The 6189-nt window shown below is 45.7% G+C and carries 8 protein-coding genes; 6 read left to right on the top strand and 2 right to left on the bottom strand.

The window, feature by feature from the left end:
• On the bottom strand, positions 1 to 663 hold a 663-nt coding region (locus RH89_RS11915), incomplete at its 3' end, for an FIST N-terminal domain-containing protein (protein WP_004402119.1).
• Between the two features lie 102 nt (positions 664 to 765).
• Entirely contained in the window at positions 766 to 1125 is a 360-nt protein-coding gene (locus tag RH89_RS11910) for a hypothetical protein (RefSeq protein ID WP_004402117.1), read from the bottom strand.
• A 258-nt stretch (positions 1126 to 1383) separates the two neighbouring features.
• On the opposite strand from RH89_RS11910, the gene ccoN reads away from it, so the two are divergent.
• The 6 genes from ccoN to RH89_RS11880 all read left to right on the top strand — a co-directional run.
• The gene (gene ccoN / locus RH89_RS11905) at positions 1384 to 2811 is read left to right on the top strand and encodes a cytochrome-c oxidase, cbb3-type subunit I (protein ID WP_022590816.1); all 1428 of its coding nucleotides are present in this window, start codon (positions 1384 to 1386) and stop codon (positions 2809 to 2811) included.
• Positions 2812 to 2823: 12 nt separating this feature from the next.
• Entirely contained in the window at positions 2824 to 3444 is a 621-nt protein-coding gene (ccoO, locus tag RH89_RS11900) for a cytochrome-c oxidase, cbb3-type subunit II (RefSeq protein WP_004402113.1), read from the top strand.
• A gap of 9 nt (positions 3445 to 3453) precedes the next feature.
• Complete coding sequence (locus RH89_RS11895; RefSeq protein WP_004402107.1) at positions 3454 to 3630, top strand: cbb3-type cytochrome oxidase subunit 3; 177 nt, start codon at positions 3454 to 3456, stop codon at positions 3628 to 3630.
• Complete coding sequence (ccoP, locus tag RH89_RS11890) at positions 3627 to 4601, top strand: cytochrome-c oxidase, cbb3-type subunit III (protein ID WP_004402106.1); 975 nt, start codon at positions 3627 to 3629, stop codon at positions 4599 to 4601. The genes RH89_RS11895 and ccoP overlap by 4 nt, the downstream gene beginning before the upstream one ends.
• A gap of 79 nt (positions 4602 to 4680) precedes the next feature.
• On the top strand, positions 4681 to 5160 hold the full coding sequence (locus RH89_RS11885; protein WP_004402105.1) for a FixH family protein: 480 nt from the start codon (positions 4681 to 4683) through the stop codon (positions 5158 to 5160).
• A 4-nt stretch (positions 5161 to 5164) separates the two neighbouring features.
• The coding region (locus RH89_RS11880; RefSeq protein WP_004402104.1) for a heavy metal translocating P-type ATPase metal-binding domain-containing protein at positions 5165 to 6189 on the top strand (1025 nt) is incomplete at its 3' end.

Here is a 6189-nt window from a genome sequence, read left to right as displayed (position 1 = left end):
AAGTATGGAGCGGTGCCCTACTTTCGTGACTTCTCCACTGACGCCAGTTGTGGAATAACCAGTGTGGAACCCTGTTTCGCAAGGTGACGAAGGAAACAACACCGAAATGGATATTCCTTCCTGAGATGTAGCTTGCTCGGTGAATACGTGCCATTTGCCTTCAAGTGAGTGATCAGCGGCACTGCCACCAATAAGAGGCACCAGAGTGCCAAACTCTTGGTAGATGGCGTCGATAACCGGTTCTTCAAACCCTGGGGTTGCATGCACAATGATAAGACTTGGCAGTTCGCCAACTCTTCCGCTGTTCTGAATGGCTTCTCTCAATACCTTTTTGGTATTTTGCGCAGCCGAGACCAGGCAGCCGTCGCTTATTCCTGTTCCATAAGCTGAAGTACTCTGGGAGTCGGCAAGTATCATAAGCCCGACAACGGGCCCTCTATGGAAACCCTTTTCTGTCAAAATGCCACGGCAGGACGTGCACCCTTGAATCGGGGTATCCGGAAACTGTTGAGTCAGTTGATTTTTAAGTGCTTTGGCGGAGTATTCTTCAGTGAAGTAGCAAAGAATGAGAGATGGGTTGATATCGTCAGGAATTTGCGAACTCAGATCAATTACAGCTTCAGACTCATCAGAGCAATGGGAAAACGCGGATATCAACTTCATTTTTTACGGTATGAAACAAGTAACTAATTCTATTTTGTTTTATACAGGAATAAACGGTTCACCGCATCTATTTATTACCAATTGCTCAATAATATGAGAGCGCTATTTTTCTTTATGAATGACCTTCACATAATCCCCGTTTTCTTTATTTGTTATCAAAATGTGATCATATTTTTGTTGTTTGGAAATTAACCAGTTTGAATTATTTTTATCCGCACTAACTATATTGTTATTAACAGATACGCGAAACTTATCAGAGTCACCTACAATATAGATGTCATGTTCGGTAACGCGTATTTCGAATGGTTGCTTGTTTAGTGAAAATTGGCATGTCTTAACCACACAATCGATAATGTTTCCTTGATCTTGATCAAGTGTGCGCCACGTAAATGCTGCTATTAAAATCAATAACATGACGACAATTTGAGTGAGTCGGGCTGGTGTTAATTTCTGTGCAGGCATTTAAGTTTTTCCTCTATGTAACAAACTTCAAATTTTTAACAATTAGTTGAATGACCGGAGTATAAGTGAGGTTAATTTCCTGTCATTGATATGTTAGTTCCAGTATAGTGGCACATTGAAAATGCCGCTTTTTATTAAAATCGTTAAAAGGAATTAACAGTATGAAAAAACGACAATTCCTCGACCGATTTGGTGGCATTACGACAAATGTCGTGTTGGAAGCAAAAGTGTAGTTAATAAAAATTTGGAAGCATGCAAATGAGCCAAGAAAAGCAGCTAGAACAAAACTACAACTATACGGTCGTTCGGCAGTTTACCTTAGTTACCATACTCTGGGGAATTGTCGGAATGGCAGTTGGTGTTTTGATCGCCGCTCAATTAGTCTGGCCACAGCTTAACTTTGATACGCCGTGGTTGACGTACAGTCGCTTACGTCCCCTCCATACTAATGCGGTTATTTTTGCGTTTGGTACTAGCGCCCTTTTTGCAACGTCCTATTACGTTGTGCAGCGTACGTGTCAAACTCGTTTATTCGGTGGTCCTCTTGTCGCCTTTACCTTCTGGGGATGGCAGGCAATTATCTTAGCCGCTGCAATTACTCTGCCTTTGGGTTATACCTCGGGTAAAGAATATGCAGAGCTTGAGTGGCCTATCGATATCGCAATCGCCCTTGTTTGGGTTGCCTATGCCGTCGTATTCTTCGGTACTTTAATCAAGCGAAAGACCTCTCATATTTACGTAGCAAACTGGTTCTTCGGTGCCTTTATTATTACTGTCGCGGTTCTTCATATCGTGAACAGTATGGCCATTCCAGTTGCAATGGGTAAATCTTATTCTATTTACTCCGGTGCCGTCGATGCGATGGTACAGTGGTGGTACGGTCACAACGCCGTAGGTTTCCTTCTTACCGCAGGTTTCCTTGGCATGATGTATTACTTCGTTCCAAAGCAAGCTGAACGACCAGTTTATTCTTACCGTTTGTCTATCGTTCACTTTTGGGCTCTGATTTCTCTTTACATCTGGGCTGGTCCTCACCACCTACATTACACAGCACTACCCGACTGGACTCAGTCTTTGGGTATGGTGATGTCTCTGGTTCTGTTTGCTCCATCCTGGGGTGGCATGATCAACGGTATTATGACTCTGTCAGGCGCGTGGCATAAACTTCGCCATGACCCTATCCTTCGATTCCTGATCGTTTCGCTGTCTTTCTACGGCATGTCGACGTTCGAAGGTCCTATGATGTCTATTAAGACGGTCAACGCGCTGTCTCACTACACCGACTGGACAATTGGTCACGTACACTCTGGTGCGCTTGGCTGGGTTGCGATGGTTTCTATCGGCTCGGTTTATCACCTGATTCCGAAACTGTTCGGTCAGGAGCGTATGTACTCGGTTAGCCTGATCAACACCCACTTCTGGTTGGCAACTATTGGTACGGTTCTATACATCGTCGCAATGTGGATCTCTGGTGTAATGCAAGGTCTGATGTGGCGTGCGGTTAACTCCGACGGTACGCTAACTTACAGCTTCGTTGAATCTGTAGAGCAATCTTACCCGTTCTACTTTGTTCGTTTCCTTGGTGGTTTCATCTTCCTGGCTGGTATGTTCTTAATGGCATACAACGCTTATAAGACAATCACTGCCCCTAAAGACAGCTTAAAAGCTGTAGCGCAACCGGCATAAGGAGATTGACTAATGAGTTCGAATTCAAATAACCGCCACGAGATTGTTGAGAAGAACGTTGGTCTGATGGCCATTTTGATTGTCTTCGCAATCAGTCTGGGTGCGTTGGTAGAGATTACTCCGTTGATTTTCCAAGATCAGACAACAAAGCCTGTTCAGAATCTTCGCCCATACAGTGCGTTAGAAATGGAAGGTCGTGATATCTACATCCGTGAAGGGTGTAACGTTTGTCACAGCCAGATGATTCGTCCGTTCCGTGCTGAAACTGAGCGCTACGGTCACTACTCCATTGCAGGAGAAAGTGTTTGGGAACACCCATTCTTGTGGGGTTCCAAACGTACTGGACCTGATTTGGCACGTGTGGGTGGTCGTTACTCCGATGAGTGGCACCGCGTTCACTTGATCGACCCTCGCGAGTTGGTACCAGAGTCCAACATGCCAGGCTTCCCTTGGCTGGAAGAAAACGTATTAGATGGCAAACTGACTCAGAAGAAGATGACTGTCTTCCGTGATCAATTTGGCGTTCCTTACACCGACGATCAAATCGCAAACGCAAAACAAGACGTAGAAGGTAAAACAGAGATGGATGCCATCATTGCTTATCTTCAATCTCTTGGTCATGCGATGAAGTAAGGGGGAATTATGGATATCGGTACTATTCATAGTATATGGACCATAGTGTTGTTCGTTAGCTTTTTAGGCGTGGTTTGGTGGGCTTACGGTAAAAGCCGCAAAGAACGTTTTGAAGAAGATGCAAACCTGGTGTTTGCCGACGAGCAGAAACCCTCTGAAAGTGACGAAGGAGTGACCAAAGAATGAATACGTTTTGGAGTCTCTGGGTAATTGTTATTACCGTTGGTACGTTGCTGGGTTGTGCTGCCCTACTTTACTGGTGTGTAAAGGACAAAATGGGTGTGGAAGATGGTGTTGATATGGGGCACGAATACGATGGTATTCGCGAGCTGAACAACCCTCTTCCAAAGTGGTGGACGTATCTGTTTGTAAGCACCTTTGTGTTTGCTGTTATTTATCTGGCTTTGTTTCCGGGTTTAGGTAACTTCAAAGGTTTTCTGGGTTGGCAGAGTTCCGACCAAACTGTAACAACGATTCAGGAATCTCGTGATCGAATTGCGCAAGCGCAAAAAGACAAGCGACTGGATCAATACGCTAAAGAGCTGGATGATGCAGATACCTACTTTGGTGAAGCGTTCCGCAAACTGGCATACAACGAAGCGGGTGAACTGAACGACATTCCCGAAATCGCTAAAAATGAAGAAGCGATTAAGGTTGGTCAGCGTTTGTTCCTGCAGAACTGTTCGCAGTGTCACGGGTCGGATGCTCGTGGTCAGAAAGGTTTCCCTAACCTAGCTGACAATGCTTGGCTTTACGGTGGTGAGCCGCAGGCTATCGTTAACACGGTAATGAACGGTCGTATCGGTGCGATGCCTGCATGGGGTGAATCGTTCGGCGAACAAGGCGTACGTGAAGTTGTCACCTACACCTTGAGTTTGTCTGGTCGTAAAGTGAATGCACGTGAAGCAGCAGCCGGTAAAGCGCGCTTTGCAGCATGTGCAGCGTGTCATGGTACAGACGGTAAAGGTAACCCAGCGTTTGGTGCGCCTGATCTGACTGACCAGATATGGCTGTTCGGCGATACGCGTGCCGACATCACTGAGACGGTTATGTACGGTCGTCAGGGTGTGATGCCAGCTTGGAAAGACATGCTGGGCGAAGACAAAGTTCAGCTTGTTTCTGCTTATGTCTGGAGCCTGACTAACTCAGACAAATAGTACATATCTATACAGCCCCTTTTCATGGGGCTGTCTTTTCTTTAAGTTAAATCTATATTCCGTTGTTGAGAATTTTTCTATGGTAAAGCCTTGGTATAAACAGTTTTGGCCGTGGTTCCTGATCGCGCTTCCAGCTACCGTTGTTGTGGCAAGTTTCGTCACGCTTGGTATTTTTTCTAAAAACTCTGTGTCTCTGGTTGCCGAGGATTACTATAAAAAAGGAAAAGGTATCAATATCGATATCTCGAAACAGAATGTGGCAAAAGATTTAGGGTTAACCGCAAGCATCTCAACCAGCGGTGACCGAATCATTGTGGACTTTAACAAAGGGGAACTGGATCATTTTCCTGCACTTATCGTGACATTTTCTCACCGTACTCTGGCCGATAGAGACTTTTCTCAAACCTTATCTGCCAATGGTCGTGGTCAGTATGGTTTTAGCCTCGATAACGAAATTCAGGGTCCTTGGTTTGTAGAAGTTGAACCTCACAACAAAGAATGGCTCATTCAGGGCAAAGTCACATTCCCTTCCCAGGCTCCGACGCAACTAGGTAACTGAATCGATGACAAAAGAGTGTTACCACTGTGGTGAAGAAGTACCAGCCAACACTGAGTTTAAAGTCGAAATTTTAGGGGAAGAGCGCGATATGTGCTGCCCCGGTTGCGAATCCGTCGCCCAAACCATCGTTGATAGCGGTTTGGTTTCTTATTACCAATACCGAACTGCCCCTGCAGAAAAAGCCGATTTAGTTCCAGAGCAACTTAGAAACCTGATTCACTATGACAATGAGGAAGTGCAGTCTGAGTTTGTGCGTCAGTCAGAACACCAGTCAGAAGTGACATTGTCACTCGAAGGAGTGTCTTGTGCTGCCTGTGCCTGGCTGATTGAAAAACAGTTGGTAAATCAGCAAGGCGTGTTGTCGATTCGCGTGAACACAACCACCAACCGAGCCATACTGGCATGGGACAAGTCCAAAGCAAAACTGAGCGACTTGCTGGCGACAGTACACCAATTAGGATACAAAGCGGCACCATTCGAAGCCGATCAGCAGGAAGCCAGTTATCATCGGGCGATGAAGCAATACCTTTACCGCTTGGGGATCGCAGGTTTAGCCACCATGCAGGTGATGATGCTTGCTGTCGCACTTTACCTTGAAGTATTTGGGGACTTGGATACCGAGTTCAAACAGTACTTCCGCGTTGTGAGTCTTATCTTTGCCACCCCTGTGCTGCTCTACTCTGCTCTGCCTTTTTACATGAATGCCTGGCGCAGTCTGAAAGGACGAACTCTGGGTATGGATGTGCCTGTATCGCTTGCGCTTATCTTTGCCTATATCGCCAGCCTAGTCGCAACGGTTACTGAGCAAGGTGAAGTCTTTTTCGAATCCATTACCATGTTCACTTTCTTCCTTCTATTAGGAAGATTTCTGGAGATGCGTGCCCGAAGAAAAGCGGCTGCTGCAAGCGCAAACTTGTTAAAACTGATTCCGTCTATGGCGACCAAGCTGGATGGTTCACAGCTACCAGTAAAAAGTCTGAAGATTGGTGATCAGGTTAGAGTATTGCCCGGCGAACATATTCCCGCAGA

The organism is Vibrio nigripulchritudo ATCC 27043 (assembly GCF_000222685.1).
Taxonomy (GTDB): domain Bacteria; phylum Pseudomonadota; class Gammaproteobacteria; order Enterobacterales; family Vibrionaceae; genus Vibrio; species Vibrio nigripulchritudo.
The sequence above is the reverse complement of the archived record's forward strand: the minus strand, read 5'-3'. Positions and strand labels throughout refer to the sequence as shown.